Origin of the sequence: Natronococcus roseus (assembly GCF_043677095.1) — an archaeon.
In the GTDB taxonomy this organism is placed as follows: Archaea; Halobacteriota; Halobacteria; order Halobacteriales; family Natrialbaceae; genus Natronococcus; species Natronococcus roseus.
This window is the reverse complement of record NZ_JBHLJR010000006.1, coordinates 30,089-46,222: the sequence shown is the minus strand read 5'-3', so window position 1 is coordinate 46,222 and position 16,134 is coordinate 30,089. Positions and strand designations below refer to the sequence as shown.

Genomic DNA, 16,134 nt, shown 5'->3' with positions numbered 1-16,134 from the left:
TACACGAACCAATTTTCCCCCACAATGACAGACACACCACCACAAGCGCAGAACTGGAACGCGTTCGCAGAGCAGTGGAACGAGCAGTTCCTCGAGGCCTTCGAGAACAACGTCGAAGCCCAGGCCCAATTCGTCGAGAGCTGGGCCGAGACCGTCGGCGAGATGAGCGACGACGCCGAGCTCTCCGAGGGTGTCGAGGGCTACGCCCGCGCCTACGAGGCCTGGATGAACGCCTCCCAGCAGATGGTCGAGCGAGCGAACGACCAACTCGAGGGCGAGGACGTCGAACTCGATGAGTTCCGCGACGTCTGGCTCAACACGGCAAACGAGGCGTTCAAGGAGGTCATGTCGACGACCGCCTTCGCGAAGATGACCGGCGAGACCGTCGGCGACGTCCTCGAGCTCCAGCAGGAGGCCGACGAGGCCGCCGAGGAAACGCTGCACTCGCTCGGCTTCCCGACCGAAAGCGACGTCGTCGAGGTCGGCGACCGCCTCGTCGAGCTCGAGCGCCGCCAGCACGCCGTCGAGGAGAAACTCGACCGCGTTCTCGAGCACATAGAGGAGCAATGAAGAACCCGTACGCGACCGCCCTGGAGATGCAACGCCAGGCCTGGGAGGGTGCCGCCGGCCTCGCCGAGAAGAGCCAGGTCGCACCCGACCGGACCGAGACGCTCGAGAACGTCGAGGTCGGTCAGACCCCGAGCGAGGTCGTCTACGAGGAGAACAAGCTCCGCCTCCTCCACTACGAGCCCAAGACCGAGGAGCAACACGATATTCCGATCGTCATCGTGTACGCGCTGATCAACAAGCCGTACATCCTCGACCTGCAGCCGGATCGGTCGGTCGTGCAGACGCTGCTCGAGGCCGGCTTCGACGTCTACCTGATCGACTGGGGCGAGCCCTCGAAGCTCGACCGCCAGCTCGGCCTCGACGACTACGTCAACCGCTACATCGACAACTGCGTCGACGAGGTCCGCGATCGATCGGGCCAGGACGCAATCAACGTGCTCGGTTACTGCATGGGCGGAACGATGTCGGCCATGTACGCCGCCCAACACCCCGACAAAGTCGAGAACCTCGCGCTGATGGCCGCCGGCCTCTGCTTTGCGGGTGACGGAGGCGTCCTCGAGCTGTGGGGCGCCGAGGACTACTACGACCCCGAGAAGGTCACCGAGACGTTCGACAACGTCCCCGCGGAGTTCTTAGACGTCGGGTTCGCGCTGATGGATCCGGTCGCGAACAACGTGACGAAGTACGTCCGCTTCTACGACAACATGGAAGACGAGGACTTCGTCGAGAACTTCGGCCGAATGGAGCGGTGGCTCGACGAGGGGATCGACGTCGCCGGCAAGGCCTACGAGGAGTTCATCCGCGACATCTACCAGGAGAACAAGCTCGTCGCGAACGAACTCGAACTGGGCGGCGAGGAGGTCGACGTCTCGAACATCGACATGCCCGTCCTGCAGATCGTCGCGGAGTACGACCACCTCATCCCGCCGGGTGCCTCGAAGCCGTTCAACGAGGCCGTCGCCTCCGACGACACCGAGGTCATGGAGTTCGCGACCGGCCACATCGGGATGTCGGTCTCCTCCCGGAGCCACGCCGAGCTCTGGCCCGACGTCTGCGACTGGTTCGAGGCCCGCTCGACGGTCGAGACCGACGCCGAGCCCGAGACGCCCGAGCCCGACGAACCCGACGCAGCCCTCGCGGGCGACGTCGAGGGCGACGAGACCGGCCTCGACGAGTTCTCCGACGAGGCCCTCGAGGAGACCGAGGTCGACGATCTCACCGAGATCGACGGCGTCGGCCAGTCCTACGCGAACGACCTCGCCGCGGTCGGCATCGCGAGCTTCGACGACCTCGCGGACGCCGACGCCGAGGAGCTCGCCGACGAGACCGAGATCGCCGTCGCCCGCCTCGAGGACTGGATCGACCAGGCCGGCGAGCGATAACACCCGCTGACGTCTCGACGCGACCCTCCCGACGCCGACTCGGACCCTGCCGACCTTTTATTCACTGTGTTAGGATGCGAAACCCAACAGGTCGTTATATAACCATCGGTGGTGCAGTGTACACTAACGATGCCTATGGAGGGACGCACCTGTGTCATCACAGGCTCGGCACGTGGGATCGGGCGTGGAATCGCGGAACACCTCGGCGAGAAGGGGGCGAACGTCGTTATCAACTACCGATCGTCGGAGGGGGCCGCACACGAGGCCGTCGAGGCGATCGAGGACGCCGGCGGACAAGCGATTACGGCCCAGGCCGACGTCTCGATTCCTGAAGAGGTCGAACACATGCGCGACGTCTGCCACGAGGCGTTCGGGCCGGCCGACGTCCTCGTCAACAACGCCGGCATCACCGCCGACAAGCAGTTTACCGAGATGTCCCGCGCGGAGTGGGACCGGGTGATGGACGTCAACCTCGGCGGGATGTTCAACTGCACCCAGACGTTCTACGACGACATCTGGAACGCCGACGAGGGACGGCTCATCAACATCTCGAGCGTCGTCGGCAAACAGGGGAACTTCGGCCAGGCCAACTACGCAACCGCGAAAAGCGGTATGTTCGGGTTCACCCGGACGATCGCCCTCGAGTTCGCCCAGGGCGGCTCGACGGCCAACTGCGTCGCGCCCGGCTTTACCCGGACCGACATGGTCGAGAGCGTTCCCGACCACGTCCTCGAGCGGATCATCTCGGGGATCCCCCTCGAGCGGCTGGCGGAGGTGGAGGACATCGCCGCCGTCGTCCGCTTTCTCGCCAGCGAGGACTCCTCGTACATCACCGGCGAGGTGATCGACGTCAACGGCGGGATGGACCTCTAGCACCGGTTCGATTCGCTTTTTGGTCGAAGTCGGCCTCGAGTTTCGCATATCGTTTGCGGTTTCGTTTGCGTTTACGTATTCGGTTGCTCACGAGTGACCGAGCTATTGCTCCGCAAGGGGGCCCGAAAACGGGATCGCTGCTCGATACCGCATACGGTCCGCCGTGCGCCGTTCCCGGAAATCACGGAAGGGGTCCCGATCGCTCCGATAAACAGGTCCAGCAAACCGCCTCGCTTGAGCCCGCTCAGTCCGTTCGCTTCTCCTTTGCGAGGACCCGAACGTTCTCGATTCCCGTGTCGGGATACTGCCCCTCGTCGTCCTTCTCGACGGCCTTGACCATGTCCCAGACGACGTTCAAGCCCGTCGTGACGCCCTCGAGGGCCTCCATCTCACAGCCCGTCTTTCCGGTAGTCTCGACGGCCACCTCGCACTCGACCCGGTCCTTGCCGAGTTCGAACGCGGTGTCGACGTTCGTAATCGGGATCTGGTGGCACATCGGTATCGTCTCCCAGGTGTGTTTGACGGCCTGGACGGCGCCGATCCGGGCCGTCGCGAGCACGTCGCCCTTCCCGATCTCGTCGTCGCGGATCGCCTCGATCGTCGAGGGCTGCAGGCGAATCTCGCCCGCGGCGACCGCCCGTCGTTCGCTGTCGGGTTTGTCGCCGACGTCGACCATCTGCACCTCGCCCTCGTCGGTAGTGTGCGTGAGTTCCTCGGCGCCGGAATCGTCGCCGCTCCGCGGATCCGGGTTCGTTCCCTCGGCGGGGGACGGATCGTCACTCATCGTCACCACCCCACAGCACCGCGGGAAGCTCCTCGAGTAGCTCCGACGCCAGGTAGCCGTGCTCGTGGCGCTCGGCGAGGCGTTCGCCGGCGAGCCCGTTGACCTGGGCGCCCGCCGCGGCGGCGTCCATCGGCTCGGCGTGCTCGAGCAACGCGGCGACGATCCCGGCGAGCGTGTCGCCGGTGCCGCCGACCTTCATGCCGACCGTCCCCGAGCGACTGATCCGCGTTCGCTCGCCGTCGGTGATCACGTCGTTTTCGCCTTTCGCGAGGACGAGATGGCCGAGCTCCGCGGCGAAGCTCTCGATCTCGTCGGCGACCGCGGCCAGGTCGTCGGTGTCGGGTCCGCCCATCCGCGCGAGTTCGCCTCGGTTCGGCGTACAGACCAGCGTCGCGTCGGTCTCGATCTCCGGGACGACCTCGAGGGCGTCCGCGTCGACGACCGCCGTCCCCGAGTACGACGAGAGGAACTCCGTCGTTGCCTCGAGGGTTTCCTCGTCGGTACCGAGCCCGGGACCGATGACGACGACGTTGTCGTACTCCGCGGCGGTCTCGAGGAGGTCCTCCGCTACGCCGGGCGTGAGGATCTCGTTCTCGTAGGGCTGGACGATGAGGTCCTCGGCATACCCCTGGATCTCGCCGGCGACGGACTCGGGCGCGGCGACGAAGGCGAGTTCGGCGCCCGCCCGCAGTGCGGCCTGGGAAGCGAGGGCGGGCGCACCGGTGTAGGGACCGCCGCCGATGACGTACGGTCGACCTTCGCGGCCGTCGGGCCGAGCGAGGGAGATATCGCCCGGACCGACGTCCCGCTCGGCCGCAGCGGGGATGCCGATGTCGGCGACCGCGAGCTCACAGTCGAGCTCGGCGAGACCGGGTTTCGCGTCGTGGAAGGTGACGACCTGATCCGCCTCGACGGCGTTGTCGGCGACCTCGCCGGCGTCGGCGTCGAACCCCGAAGGGACGTCGACGGCGACGACGGTCGCGTCGACCGCGTTGATCGCTTCGGCCGCGGTCGCGGCGGGTTCTCGGAGGTCGCCGCTGATCCCCGTCCCGAGCATCGCGTCGACGACGACGTCGCAGTCGGGGAGGTCGAACCCGCTCGAGTCCGTGATCTCTCGGGTATCGTAGCCCGCGTTCTGCAGGGCGTCCCAGTTCTCGCGAGCGATTTCGGTCCCGATATTTTCGGCCGGTCCGAGCAGGAGCGTCGTCACGTCGTAACTCTCGAGAAAGCGGGCCGCGACGAACGCGTCCCCGCCGTTGTTCCCCCGCCCGGCGACGACGGCGACGCTCGAGCCCGGCTCGGCGACCTCGCGGACCGCTCTCGCGACCGCGTTCCCGCTCGACTCCATCAGCTGCTTCTGCGAGACGCCCAGCGCTGCGGCGTTCTCGTCGACGGCGGCCATCCGTTCGCCCGTGATCATGATCCTCGATTCGAGGGGGCCGCCGTTGAAGATTGCGGACGAAACGCTCAATCGGGTCGCGTCCCAACCCCGGTCGTGAACGTCTTCTGGCTCGACGAGGACCCCCGGCTCGCGGCGCGGTACCACTGCGACGAACACGTCAACAAGCTACTGCTCGAGGCCGCGCAGGTGCTGTGTACCGCGGCCCGCGAGAACGGCCGGGACGACGAGTTTCTGTACGCGGCGACCCACACCGGCCACCCCGTCACCGAGTGGGCGACGGAGTCGCGGGCGAACTGGCTTCGCCTGCGCGACCACGCCGAGGCGCTCAACGCGGAGTTCGTCGAGCGCTACGAGAAGAACGGCGATCACGCCAGCTGGGAAGTTATCGAGCAAATCGACCCCGACGCGATCGAGTTCCCCACCGAGGAGCCGACGCCGCGTCCGCAGGCGATGCCCGACGAGTACAAGCGGTCCGACGACCCCGTCGCGGCCTACCGGGCGTACTACGCGGGCGAGAAGGCCGAGTGGGCCACCTGGGCTCACACCGACGAACCGCCGTGGCTCGCCGAGCACCTCGACGAACTCGGCGCGCAGACCGAGACGCCGTAGTCAGTAGCGGATCTCGAACCCGTCCTCGCCCTGCGGGTCCTCGTACTCGACCTCGGTGTCGTCGACGTCGGCCGCGGGACTACCCTCCTGACAGAACTCGAGCATCGACTCGACCGCGCTCTCGGGACCCTCGAACGCCGCCTCGACCCGGCCGTCCTCGAGGTTTTTGACCCAGCCGTCGACGCCTTCCTCACGGGCCGTGTCGCGAGTCGTCGCGCGGTAGTAAACGCCCTGTACGTTTCCGGAAACGAAGACGTGTGCGCGGGTTCGATCCGTCATACGCGTGGCGTCGTCGGCGACCGGGAAAAATCCAGCCGTCCGGCCCGTCGGTCCTCGCTTCGAACCGATACCGAAAGAACCCTCGAGGGATAACGCACCGCAAATGGGCCCCATCGAACGCTTCGAGGAGGAGTATCTCGACGTCTCGACGAGCCGCGCGACGGTCCGGGAGCTACTCGAGCTGTTCGTCGGCGCCGTACTGTTCGTCCTCGTCGCCGGCGCGCTGACGTGGTACCTGCTGGGCGCGACGATCGCGACGTACGTCGCCGCGGGACTTGCGATCGTGTTCGCGATCACGATCGTTTCGCAGACGTACTGGGCGATTACCGGACGAAACGATTATCGCGAGTGACACTATTCTCGAGTTCGCAGGTGGTGAAAGACGTACGTCTGCGTGTAGCCGGCGTACTCGCCGCCGAACCGTTCGCGGAGCGCTCTCGAGGTCTCGTCGTAAGAGCCCCGGTCGCAGTCGGGATAGTACTCCTCGATCGCGGTCCGAAGCCAGGTGTCGAGCGGCACGGCCTGGTCGAAGTTCAGCGAAAAGAGGAGGACGCAGTCCGCGACCTTGTCGCCGACGCCGACGAACCGTTTCAGCGACTCGCGGGCGGCCTCGTAGGCGAGGTCGCGGGCCTCCTCGGGGTGAGCCTCGCCGTCGGCGACCATCTCCGCGGTGCGAACGACGTACGGCGCGCGATACCCCAGTCCCAACTCGCGTAACTCGTCCTCGGTCGCCGTCGCGAGCCGTTCCGGGGTCGGAAGGGCGTGATAGGTCTCTCCGTCGAACGTGATCGGCTCGCCGTACTCCCGTGCCAGCGTCGACACCATCCCGTGGATCCGGCTCACCCGCATCTGGGCCGAACAGATAAACGAGATCAGGGTGCCGAAGGAGGGGTCGTCGACGAGTCGGAGCCCCCGGTGGGCCTCGTAGGCCTCGTCTAACAGCGGATCGTCTGGTGCGGCTGCAACGATCGCCTCGAGGTCGTCCTCGAGGCGAAGCAGCCGCCGGACGAGCGGGTCGGCGTCGATCGATGACTCCCACTCGAGGACGCCGTTCCGGCTACGAACGCGGACGACGGCGCCGTCGACGACGGTGTAGTACCACTCGTCGGGCGCCGGCTCGCCGCCGTACATCTCGCCGTCGGTGCGCCGCCAGAGGTAGGTCTGCCCGCTCTCGAGCGTGCGGTACAGATCGAGTCCGCCGGATAGCTCCTCGAGTTCGATTTCGCCGGTCTCCATCCGTCGGAGTCTTCGGGAGCGAGGGCTTGGGCCTTTCGGAGCGAAACCGGTCTCGACCGAGATCTACACGGCGAATCGGCGGCCGGGGCGAACCTTGATACTGTAGGCGACAGTACGTTTTCGTATGCACTGCAGGGTTGTCGTCGAGGCTGCCGTTCCGGTGTTCGACGTCGAGACGGAAGACGAGGCGATCCGTATCGCCATCTCGAAGACCGGCGAGATGTTGAACCCTGACCTGAACTACGTGGAGATCAACATGGGCGAGCGAACCTCCCCGGAGGGAGAGGAGCTGCCACCGGCGTTTATCGCAGCCGACGAGGCGCTGGTCGCGCTCGAACTCGAGATGACCGTGTTCAACGTCGAACGCGAGGAGCACGCCTCCCGGATCGCCCGCAAGGAGATCGGCCAGCGCCTCGAGAACATCCCGCTCGAGGTGCTCGAGGTCGAGACGATCGAGGAGGACGACGACGATGCCGACGACGAGGACTCGGAATCGGAGTCGACGGACTCGAACGAGGAGACGGACGAAAGCGACGGCGACGGGAAAGCGGACGAGGACGACGAGGAGATCCTGCCGGAGTTCGAGGACCTCGTCGAGTAAGTCGGGTTTCGGTCGGTTCAGTTCGATTCAGGAGCCCGAACGGAGACGAAACGATAAGAAACGGTCTCACCAGTAGCCGGTAACGATCGAAGGAGACGTCGTGACAACTAGTCTGCAGTGGCGGCGACTGCTTCCTGCTCGTCCTCGCGCATGTTCGTGGTGATTCCGCCCGCAAGCGCAAATACAGCGGCCTTGTGGTCCGTTTTCGACTTGTGGATCGATGTCGGTCGAATACCGCGCGACTCGTACTCCTCGAGGTCGATCTGACAGTTCTCCCACTCCGCACACTGGTTGGATACCTCCGCAAGAAGTCCGTGAAGGTGAATGAGCTCCTGTTTCTTCATAACCATCCATTCCTATCCGCTGCAGGGTTATATTATTATCTTGAGTCTCGTTAGCACGACCCTGGAGCCGAGTTCGGCGCGTATCACGCTCGAGAACGGATTCAACCACCGTAGAACCGCCTGGAAACTCCCGGAAGGGACCGACTACAACGTCACAATTCGCTTCGTAACTGGATATTTCTGTTCACTCTCGTAGGAGTATTTTGTTGATTATTAAACTTTCATCTATTCGTGAACGTTCTGGTGAGGACGGACGGGAGAATCGAGCCGATCGTCGTCGGTTACCCGAGCTGTTTCAACGTCTGCAGGTCACGGTCGGTCCGGGTGAACTCCGCGGTCCGACGGGAGGCATGACAGTTCGGACAGTGGAACATCTCCGCAGGATCTGGGAGCTCGCCGGGGGACACCTGCCAGTCTTTGGCACACTCGGGACACAACAACTGAACGGTCGTTTCGTCCATGACATACCGTTTCACACCGGAGATGAAAAGCTTTGTCGCAGTCGCACTCCGGGTGCGAAATCCGCAGCCGAGAACCCGCTCCCAACGACGACGTCCGTTAGGCTGGGGCCGCCGAGTCGGAGGCCTCGAGCAGCTCCTTGTACCGGTTGCGGATGGTGACCTCGGAGATGCTGGCGACCTCGCTGACGTCGTTCTGGGTGACCTTCTCGTTGGTGAGCAGGGCCGCGGCGTAGACGGCGGCGGCCGCGAGGCCGACCGGCGACTTGCCGCTGTGGACGCCCTCCTGTCGGGCCGACTCGAGCAGATCGCGGGCCATGCGCTCGGTCTCGTCGGAGAGATCGAGGTCGCTGACGAACCGCGGTACGTAGTGTTCGGGGTCGGCGGGCTGGACCTCCAGTCCCAGTTCCCGGATCACGTAGCGGTACGTGCGGGTCAGCTCCATCTTGTCGACGCGGCTGACCGCGGAGATCTCGTCGAGGCTACGGGGGGTGCCGGCCTGGCGAGCCGCGGCGTACAGCGCGGCGGTCGCGACGCCCTCGATCGAGCGGCCGGGGAGGAGGTCCTCCTCGAGGGCCCGCCGGTAGATGACGCTTGCCGTCTCGCGGACGTTCTCGGGAAGGCCGAGCGCAGATGCCATGCGGTCGATCTCACCGAGGGCCTGCTTGAGGTTGCGCTCCTTGGAGTCGCGGGTGCGGAAGCGCTCGTTCCAGGTGCGAAGACGCTGCATCTTCTGGCGCTGGCGACTCGAGAGCGAGCGGCCGTAGGCGTCCTTGTCCTGCCAGCCGATGTTCGTCGACAGTCCCTGGTCGTGCATCATGTTCGTCGTCGGGGCGCCGACCCGGGACTTCTCGTCCTTCTCGGCGGCGTCGAAGGCGCGCCACTCGGGGCCGCGGTCGATCTCGTCTTCCTCGACGACGAGCCCGCAGTCCTGACACACCGTCTCGGCGTGCTCGGTGTCCGAGATGACCCGGCCGCCACACTCCGGGCACTGCTCCTTTTCGCCCTGTTCGGTCTGGGTTTCCTCCTCGGTCGTTGTTTCGTCCTCTCGGGTGTAGGTTCGGATGTTGTCTGTCATAGTTGGGATAGTTACTCGGGGCTACCGGGTGGGGGTGCCAGAAGAAACCCGGCTGCCTCAGTTAACATATAGTAAGACCGTAACCCATATAAAGATTTCGCCTACGTTATAAACTAACCGGTACTTTTGGTATATACGTTTCGGTTACATAGTGATCGATCGTGTACGTTCTCCGAGCTACTCGACGGTAAACAGATGGCCCTCCGTCGGCACCTCGAAGATACCGATCCGAGCGCCCGCATCGAGCCAGGCGTGGCCGTACGAGAACGAGGCGAGCGCGTTGACGGGGTCGTCCCGCTCGCGGAAGTGACGGCCGTCCTCGAGGTAGGACGCGGCCATCCCGTAACAATCCTCTGCAGCGTCGGCCATCGGCGTTCCATCCGGCGGCGCGATCGACGCCGCCTCGAGCGCCTCCGCGAGCAGTTCGCCGTACCGGTCCGTCTTCTCCTCGAGGTCCGCGGTCATGGTCGGGTCTCGTCGCTCGAGACCGTAAGTGCGTCGCCGAGCGTCGGAAACGGAACGATATGCCTTTCCGAATGGCCGAGTGAGGAGTTGGGAATGCGACTTCTCCAGGTGCTCGTTCCCGACGAGAGGCGGAGCGAAGCACTTCGGGTTCTCGACGACGAGGGGCTCGACTACGTTCGAACCAGCGAGTGTAGCGAGGACGTCGACGCCGAACTGATCACGCTGCCGGTTCCGACCCAGGCCGTCGACCACGTGCTGACCTCCCTGCGGGAGGCCGGGATCGAAGACGAGTTCATCGTCGTCTCCGCGATCGAAACCGCCCGCACGCCCCGAATCGAGGAGCTCGAGGAGCGGTTCGTCAACGGCCGCGAGGAGGACGACAGCATCGCCAAAGCGGAGATACGGTCGAAGGCGTTGAACATGACGCCGGGCCCCGTCACCTACTACGCGATGACCCTGCTGAGCGCGATCGTGGCGACCGCAGGCTTGCTGCTCGATTCGCCCGCCGTCGTCGTCGGCTCGATGGTGATCGCGCCACAGATCAGTGCGGCACTGACCGGAACCGTCGGGCTCGTCCTCGACGACCGCCGGATGTTCGTCGACGGGGTGTCGGCGATGGTGATCGGACTGCTCGCGGCGATGCTCGGGGCGTTCGCGTTCGCCTGGTTAGTCCGAACTGGTGGCGTCGTTCCAGGCACTATCGATATCACGGCGATCGAGCAAGTCCAGAACCGAATCTCGCCGGGGCTGCTCGCGCTCGTCGTGGGCGTCTGTGCCGGCGCCGCGGGCGCGTTCGGGCTCGCGACGGCGATCCCGGTCTCGCTGGTCGGCGTGATGATCGCCGCCGCGCTCATTCCGGCGGCCGCGGCAGTCGGCATCGGGCTCGCCTGGGGCGACGTCGGCGTCGCAATCGGCGCGTTCGTCCTGGTCGCGATCAACGCCACGTCGATCCTGCTCGCCGGACTGGTCGTCTTCTGGTATCTCGGCTACCGGCCCGACGGGTGGACCCGCGGTAACCTCCGGGCGAACATCACCAGGGACCGACTCGGCACGGTCGCCGTCATGGCCCTCATTAGTATCGTAGTGTTGGCCGGCGCCGGCGTCGTGCTCGGCCAACACGTCGTCTTCGAAAGCGAGGTCAACGACGAAGTTCGGTCGGCGCTCGACGACGACGAGTACGAGGAGCTCGAACTGGTCGAACTCGAGACGGAGTTCTACGACGGCGGTGCGATCAGCAACGAGACGGGCGTAACCGTCGCCGTTCGACGCCCCGCCGACGTCCCGTATCCCGACCTCGCGACAACCCTCGAGGACCGCCTCGAGGCCGAGACGGATCACGAGATGTCCGTTATCCTGGAGTTCATCGAGGGAGCGGCTGCGGACGGGTAGACCGGTTGTACACCGCGAACGGCGCTGGGAACGCAAGGGGTTTAGGTCCAGTTTCCTAACAACGGTGTATGAGCGAGCAGCCACGCGTCGAGATCTACACCAAGACGCAGTGTCCCTACTGCGACAAGGCGAAGGACCTCTTCGATAGCAAGGGTATCGAGTACGAGACGTACAACGTCACCGGCGACGACGAGCTATTCGAGGAGATGGTCGAGCGCGCCGAGGGCCGCAAGACCGCTCCCGAGGTCTTCATCGACGACGAACTGATCGGTGGCTGGGACGAGACGGCCGCACTCGAGGAAACCGGCGAACTCGACGAGAAGCTCGGGCTCGTCACCGATGGTGGCTCGGAGACCGAACACCGCAAGCTGATCATCGCCGGCACCGGGATCGCCGGCCTCACGGCTGCGATCTACGCCGGTCGGGGCGACAACCAGCCGCTGGTCATCGAGGGCGACGAGCCGGGGGGCCAGCTCACCCTCACCACCGACGTCGCCAACTATCCCGGCTTCCCCGAGGGGATCAGCGGTCCCGACCTGGTCAACAACATGAAAGAGCAGGCCAAGCAGTTCGGCGCCGAGCTCAAAAACGGCATCATCGAATCGGTCGACGCCGACCAGCGGCCGTTCCGCGTCGAACTCACGAACGGCGACGTCTACACCGCTGACGCGATTATCGCCGCCTCGGGCGCCAGCGCCCGCACGCTGGGCATCCCCGGCGAGGACGAGCTGATGGGCTACGGGCTCTCGACGTGTGCGACCTGCGACGGCGCGTTCTTCCGCGACGAGGACATGCTCGTCATCGGCGGGGGCGACGCGGCCATGGAGGAGGCGACGTTCCTCACAAAGTTCGCCGACACCGTCTACATCGCCCACCGACGCGAGGAGTTCCGCGCCGAGCAGTACTGGATCGACCGCGTCCACGAGAAGGTCGAGGACGGCGAGATCGAGATCATGAAAAACACCGAGGTCACGGAGATCCACGGCTCCCAGGCGGAGGGCGTCGACCACGTCACCCTCGTCGAGAACGAGCAGGGTCACCCGACCGACCGCCTCGACGACCCCGAGACCAACGAGTTCGAGTTCGACGTCGGCGCCGTCTTTTTCGCCATCGGCCACACGCCGAACACGGCGTATCTCGAGGACACCGGCGTCACGATGGACGACGAGGGCTACCTCCGCACGCAGGGCGGCGACGGCGGCGGCCAGACCGAGACCGACGTCCCCGGCATCTTCGGCGCCGGCGACGTCGTCGACTACCACTACCAGCAGGCCGTCACCGCCGCGGGGATGGGTTCGAAGGCGGCACTGGACGCCGACGAGTACCTCGAGGACCTCGAGCGCGCCGAGTCGAGCGCCGAGACCGAGGCCGCCGCGGCCGACGACTGAACTCAGTTCTCGCTTTCCCAGCGATCGGCCAGCAGCGCCGCGATCACGACGCCGAACGTGAGCCCCGACGACGCGCCCAACAGGAGGTCGTCGAAGACGGCGACGAACCCGACGGCGATGACGACCCCGCAGGCGAGCCCGACGGCGAGGGCCTTCACGGTTCGTTCCCGATCGGTCATCGCCTCGCCCGTTTCGTTCATTACCGGACGTGGGTTCGACGACGGCTTGAGGGTACTGGTCGGCTCGAGGAAACGCCCGTTCGTCTCAGCGAGAGCGAGTCCGAACTGCGTCGCGTTCGCCACTCGGTCTTCGTTCGGTAACCAATTGCATAGATAAGGAACAGTTCTCTTCTCCGAGACTACCCGGGCCACACTGCGGTGGCGCGCGCTGGCGATCAGGTCGAGCGATAGCGAGAACTGATCGTTAACATCGTGTGAGGGATGAACGAGGGAACGGAGTGACTGAGAGAATCGGCTGGGGAGGGCGTGGCAATCCGCGTGTCCAAAAGTAGCAGAGCGGTATTGTCGGCCATAGTACTCTATTGTCAGCCCCAGGAGTAGTCGAGCCATTACGTCTGCACTCTTCGTCCACCAGGTTTGAACCACGACTCTCCTGTGCCTCGGGATCAAAATCGGAAACTACTGCGAAGCGTCGCCACTTCGGGACGTGACGGTTCAAAAAAGGCGGAGTGCCGCGAATCGCAAGGACCGGACGGAGTCCGGTAGTTAGTCGGCGTTAGTTCTGACGGCGGAGCGCGAGCATCGCGGCGCCGAGCAGTGCGACGATGGCGACGGCGACACCGAAGCCGGGCACGGTCTCGTCGTCGTCAGCGGAGCTGTCGTCAGCACCGTTAGCGTCGTCACCGTTGGCACCGTTCTCGCCGTTCTCACCGTTGGCGCCGTTCTCGCCGTTGGCACCGTTCTCGCCGTTCTCACCGTTCTCCTTCTCCTTGTCGCCGACAGTCAGCGTACCGGAGTCGCTGTCGTCGCCGGTCTCAACGGACCAGTCGATCTCAGCTTCTTCGCTGGTGTCGAAGTCGAAGGACTCGCTCACGGAGTCACCGGCGTCGAGCTCGAGCTCCTCGGTGTACTCCTCGTCACCGACGGTGGCCTCGAGCGTCGCGTTGCCGGCCTCGTCGTTGTTGTTCACAACGTCCACGTCGAGGCTGGCGTTGTCGTCAACGTTGACCTCGGATGGGGCGTCGGCGTCAATCTTGAAGCCGTCCTTCTTCTCCTCGTCGTCGTCAGCGGCGGAGACGAAGACGGCGTCGACGTCGTCGTCGTCAGTCTCAGCGTCGCCGACCGATGCGCTGAGGGTACGGATCTCGTCGTCCTCATCGTGGCTGCTCAGGTCGAAGGTCGTCGCGAGGACGCCATCGTCGTCGACCTCAGCGTCGGACGTGTAGATCTCCGAGCTCGCGCGGAGTCGGATGTCACCGTCCGTGCCCGGCGCGAGGTTCGTCTCGGCCGTGATCTCGGACTCGTTGCTGTTCTCGATCTCGAGCTGACCCTCGTCGTCCTCGTCACCGACGAATTCGACGAAGGATTCCTCGACATCGAACTGCGCTTCAGCGGTTTCCTCGTCGTCGACGTAGTCGTTGTCGTCGCCGACGGTGAACGTGACGTCCCAGGTCTCGTCAGCCTCGAGGTCCGCTTCGTCCTCGACATCAACGACGACGAAGAAGCGGTTCTCGTCTTCATCGACGATGACGTCATCGCCTTCCTCGAGTTCGATCGTGTCAGCGCTGCCGTAGCGCGGCTCGTCGGTATCCTCGAACTTGAGTTCGAGGTCCTCTTCGCCAGTCCACTGACCGTCATCGATACCGTAGCTGTAGATACCGGACGCTTCGACGCCGACAACGAGGAGGTCTTCCTCAGCGACCGAGTCGCTCTCGGTCGAGTCCTCGATGTCCTCGAGTTCGACCTCATCCGCATCGAACTCGTCACCAGGCGCGGTCCAGGTGTTCATGTCGCCGGTCGATCGGTCGTCGAGAACGAGGACCGCAGCGTCGGTCTCGTCCTCAGTTCCGGGGAAGACTTCCAGCTCGTAGTCACCGGGGAGGAGGCGCTCGTCCTCATCCGCGTCGAGGGTAGCGTCCTCATCCTCGTCGAGTGCTTCCGTCACGTCAACATCAACAGGCTCACCTTCGTCATCAGTAACGGTGACGGGGTCACCGTCTTCCTGGCCCGCTTCGTAGGAGTCGAACTCGACCGTCAGGTTGTCAGCATCGCTGACGTCCTCGGCCGTCTCGATCTCAGCGGTGTAGTACTCTTCTTCGTCCGTCACGTTGATCGTGACGTCCTCAGTGCCGTCGTGGTCGACGCCGAACTCTGCGACGTCACCGACGTTCTGTTCGTAGGTGGACTCGTTGAACTGCGCGTCAGCCTCTGGCTCCTCGCCGACCGTGATCTCGGCGGAGTCCTCAGCCGTCGTGTCAACGACGTCGACCGTGAACTCGTAGTCGCCAGTGCTCTGGTCGGAGAAGTCAGCCTCGAGGTCGTTCTCGTGCTCGCCGAGGTCCTCGATGAGAACTTCATCTTCGTTCTGCTCGTCCTCGTCGAAGATCTCCGCGAGGTCGTCCTCGTCAATCGTTTCGTTCTCGTGCTCGCCGCTCACGTAGACGCTAATGTTTTCGCGGTCGTCGTCGTCGACTTCGAGGGTACCGTCCTCGGTCACGACGTCAGCGTCGAAGTCAGCGTCGATCGAGTGCTCGTTGGCCCAGAAGGTACCAAGCTCAGCATCGTCATCGACTTCGGCGGAAAGGTCACCACCAGTGTAGTACAGGTGGTACGGTTCGTCGTCCTCGAGCTCGTCCGTCTCCACGGTCACGATACCGTCATCGTCAGGTCGGAGCGTGTCGAGGGTTTCCGCGTCACCGTCCTCATCCTGGATACCGTCCTTCAGCTGGACAGGCTCTTCGAAGTCACCGTCGACTTCGATTTCCTGTCCGATCCAGATGTCTTCTCCACTGAGGGTCACATCCTCCTCAGTGAGGTCATACTTTACCGGGTCATCGTGACTGCTGGCCGCTGCTGCCCCTGCAAAGGACATGGTCATAGCGACCACAGACATGACCATAAGTGCGGCAAGGAACGCTGCACGTCCCTTTTCGCGGAATGAAGTTTCGCTTGTCATTTGTTGTTGTCTTGTTGGTTGGTTTGCGTGCGATCGAGCGGAGAGCGAGTCAACCATCAGCGGTGTCGCAGCCGACTCGCCCCGGGTAGGGGTAATCGCCTCTTTTGGCAACTGTGTAATAAGCTTTCTGAACGACTACTC

General features: G+C 64.5%; 18 protein-coding genes. 8 read left to right on the top strand and 10 right to left on the bottom strand.

The window, feature by feature from the left end; genetic code table 11:
• Window positions 1-24 precede the first annotated feature (24 nt).
• From ACFEMD_RS16465 to ACFEMD_RS16455, 3 genes are all read left to right on the top strand, one after another.
• Window positions 25-570 (top strand): poly(R)-hydroxyalkanoic acid synthase subunit PhaE, encoded by a 546-nt coding sequence (locus ACFEMD_RS16465; RefSeq protein ID WP_394742312.1) that lies wholly within the window; start codon window positions 25-27, stop codon window positions 568-570.
• Window positions 567-1,952, top strand: coding sequence for a class III poly(R)-hydroxyalkanoic acid synthase subunit PhaC (phaC, locus tag ACFEMD_RS16460; protein WP_394742311.1), 1,386 nt, complete (start codon window positions 567-569; stop codon window positions 1,950-1,952). Before ACFEMD_RS16465 ends, phaC begins: the two co-directional genes overlap by 4 nt.
• A 129-nt stretch (window positions 1,953-2,081) precedes the next feature.
• The gene (locus tag ACFEMD_RS16455) at window positions 2,082-2,825 is read left to right on the top strand and encodes a beta-ketoacyl-ACP reductase (RefSeq protein ID WP_394742310.1); all 744 of its coding nucleotides are present in this window, start codon (window positions 2,082-2,084) and stop codon (window positions 2,823-2,825) included.
• Window positions 2,826-3,069: 244 nt separating this feature from the next.
• On the opposite strand, the gene moaC is transcribed toward ACFEMD_RS16455, so the two are convergent.
• Both moaC and ACFEMD_RS16445 read right to left on the bottom strand, forming a co-directional pair.
• Window positions 3,070-3,609 carry a cyclic pyranopterin monophosphate synthase MoaC gene (moaC, locus tag ACFEMD_RS16450; RefSeq protein WP_394742308.1) on the bottom strand — a complete coding sequence of 180 codons (540 nt, stop codon included), beginning with the start codon at window positions 3,607-3,609 and terminating at the stop codon, window positions 3,070-3,072.
• Window positions 3,602-5,029: an NAD(P)H-hydrate dehydratase gene (locus ACFEMD_RS16445; RefSeq protein WP_394742307.1), complete on the bottom strand. Its 1,428-nt coding sequence runs from the start codon at window positions 5,027-5,029 to the stop codon at window positions 3,602-3,604. The genes moaC and ACFEMD_RS16445 overlap by 8 nt, the downstream gene beginning before the upstream one ends.
• 75 nt (window positions 5,030-5,104) lie before the next feature.
• On the opposite strand from ACFEMD_RS16445, the gene ACFEMD_RS16440 reads away from it, so the two are divergent.
• The gene (locus ACFEMD_RS16440; RefSeq protein WP_394742306.1) at window positions 5,105-5,620 is read left to right on the top strand and encodes a hypothetical protein; all 516 of its coding nucleotides are present in this window, start codon (window positions 5,105-5,107) and stop codon (window positions 5,618-5,620) included.
• Here the strand turns inward: ACFEMD_RS16440 and ACFEMD_RS16435 are convergent, their stop codons facing one another.
• Window positions 5,621-5,899 carry an acylphosphatase gene (locus ACFEMD_RS16435; protein WP_394742305.1) on the bottom strand — a complete coding sequence of 93 codons (279 nt, stop codon included), beginning with the start codon at window positions 5,897-5,899 and terminating at the stop codon, window positions 5,621-5,623.
• A gap of 103 nt (window positions 5,900-6,002) precedes the next feature.
• Between ACFEMD_RS16435 and ACFEMD_RS16430 the strand changes: the two genes are divergently transcribed.
• Window positions 6,003-6,251, top strand: coding sequence for a hypothetical protein (locus ACFEMD_RS16430; protein WP_394742304.1), 249 nt, complete (start codon window positions 6,003-6,005; stop codon window positions 6,249-6,251).
• 2 nt (window positions 6,252-6,253) lie between these two features.
• On the opposite strand, the gene ACFEMD_RS16425 is transcribed toward ACFEMD_RS16430, so the two are convergent.
• A complete protein-coding gene (locus tag ACFEMD_RS16425) occupies window positions 6,254-7,135 on the bottom strand; it encodes a DNA-3-methyladenine glycosylase family protein (protein ID WP_394742303.1) in 882 nt (293 codons plus the stop codon).
• 124 nt (window positions 7,136-7,259) lie between these two features.
• On the opposite strand from ACFEMD_RS16425, the gene ACFEMD_RS16420 reads away from it, so the two are divergent.
• A complete protein-coding gene (locus tag ACFEMD_RS16420; protein ID WP_394742302.1) occupies window positions 7,260-7,736 on the top strand; it encodes a DUF555 domain-containing protein in 477 nt (158 codons plus the stop codon).
• A gap of 107 nt (window positions 7,737-7,843) precedes the next feature.
• On the opposite strand, the gene ACFEMD_RS16415 is transcribed toward ACFEMD_RS16420, so the two are convergent.
• The 4 genes from ACFEMD_RS16415 to ACFEMD_RS16400 form a co-directional block, all read right to left on the bottom strand.
• Window positions 7,844-8,080: a UPF0058 family protein gene (locus ACFEMD_RS16415; RefSeq protein ID WP_005555888.1), complete on the bottom strand. Its 237-nt coding sequence runs from the start codon at window positions 8,078-8,080 to the stop codon at window positions 7,844-7,846.
• A 281-nt stretch (window positions 8,081-8,361) separates the two neighbouring features.
• Window positions 8,362-8,541, bottom strand: coding sequence for a DUF7836 family putative zinc-binding protein (locus tag ACFEMD_RS16410; protein ID WP_005555889.1), 180 nt, complete (start codon window positions 8,539-8,541; stop codon window positions 8,362-8,364).
• A 97-nt stretch (window positions 8,542-8,638) separates the two neighbouring features.
• The gene (locus ACFEMD_RS16405; protein WP_394742301.1) at window positions 8,639-9,616 is read right to left on the bottom strand and encodes a transcription initiation factor IIB; all 978 of its coding nucleotides are present in this window, start codon (window positions 9,614-9,616) and stop codon (window positions 8,639-8,641) included.
• A 177-nt stretch (window positions 9,617-9,793) separates the two neighbouring features.
• Entirely contained in the window at window positions 9,794-10,081 is a 288-nt protein-coding gene (locus ACFEMD_RS16400; RefSeq protein ID WP_394742300.1) for a DUF357 domain-containing protein, read from the bottom strand.
• A 93-nt stretch (window positions 10,082-10,174) separates the two neighbouring features.
• Between ACFEMD_RS16400 and ACFEMD_RS16395 the strand changes: the two genes are divergently transcribed.
• Window positions 10,175-11,470 carry a TIGR00341 family protein gene (locus ACFEMD_RS16395; protein ID WP_394742298.1) on the top strand — a complete coding sequence of 432 codons (1,296 nt, stop codon included), beginning with the start codon at window positions 10,175-10,177 and terminating at the stop codon, window positions 11,468-11,470.
• A gap of 68 nt (window positions 11,471-11,538) precedes the next feature.
• Entirely contained in the window at window positions 11,539-12,858 is a 1,320-nt protein-coding gene (locus tag ACFEMD_RS16390; protein ID WP_394742297.1) for an FAD-dependent oxidoreductase, read from the top strand.
• 2 nt (window positions 12,859-12,860) lie between these two features.
• Here the strand turns inward: ACFEMD_RS16390 and ACFEMD_RS16385 are convergent, their stop codons facing one another.
• Together ACFEMD_RS16385 and ACFEMD_RS16380 are read right to left on the bottom strand one after the other, a co-directional pair.
• On the bottom strand, window positions 12,861-13,058 hold the full coding sequence (locus ACFEMD_RS16385) for a hypothetical protein (protein ID WP_278291852.1): 198 nt from the start codon (window positions 13,056-13,058) through the stop codon (window positions 12,861-12,863).
• Window positions 13,059-13,593: 535 nt separating this feature from the next.
• Window positions 13,594-15,930 carry a BGTF surface domain-containing protein gene (locus ACFEMD_RS16380; RefSeq protein WP_449560126.1) on the bottom strand — a complete coding sequence of 779 codons (2,337 nt, stop codon included), beginning with the start codon at window positions 15,928-15,930 and terminating at the stop codon, window positions 13,594-13,596.
• Window positions 15,931-16,134 lie beyond the last annotated feature (204 nt).